Source organism: Desertibacillus haloalkaliphilus, assembly GCF_019039105.1.
Classification (GTDB): Bacteria; Bacillota; Bacilli; order Bacillales; family KJ1-10-99; genus Desertibacillus; species Desertibacillus haloalkaliphilus.
In genome coordinates, this window is sequence record NZ_JAHPIV010000317.1 from 1 (window position 1) to 383 (window position 383).

The following is a 383-nucleotide window of genomic DNA, read 5'->3' on the forward strand; positions in this document are numbered from 1 at the left end:
GGCTATCAACGCTTTGAATTTTGTGAAGGCTGAAATCCGCATTGACGGTGACTTGATTGATTTGGCTAAGACGCCATTTGATGATTTTGAGTTGTCATTGGACATGAAGGCTGGTATTTTGCACCGTTCATTCATCGTGAAGGGTGTGAAGATTAGCGTCGATCGCTTTATCTCAGTTGCCAAGAAGGAATTGGCTGACTTGCGCTGGACCTTTGTATCAGTCGACAAGGCGACACACCAATTGGAATTGACATCTTTGATTGATGCCGATGTCATGAACGAAGATTCAAATTACGATGAGAAGTTCTGGGATGTGTTGGATAAGGAAGCTGATGAAGAATCAGCCTTTATCATGACCCGTACAATCGCTAACCCATTTGGGG

1 pseudogene is annotated in these 383 nt (G+C 43.9%); it reads left to right on the forward strand.

The features are described 5' to 3' along the window. Window positions 1-383, forward strand: a pseudogene (locus KH400_RS22120) (glycoside hydrolase family 65 protein); the annotation flags it as partial.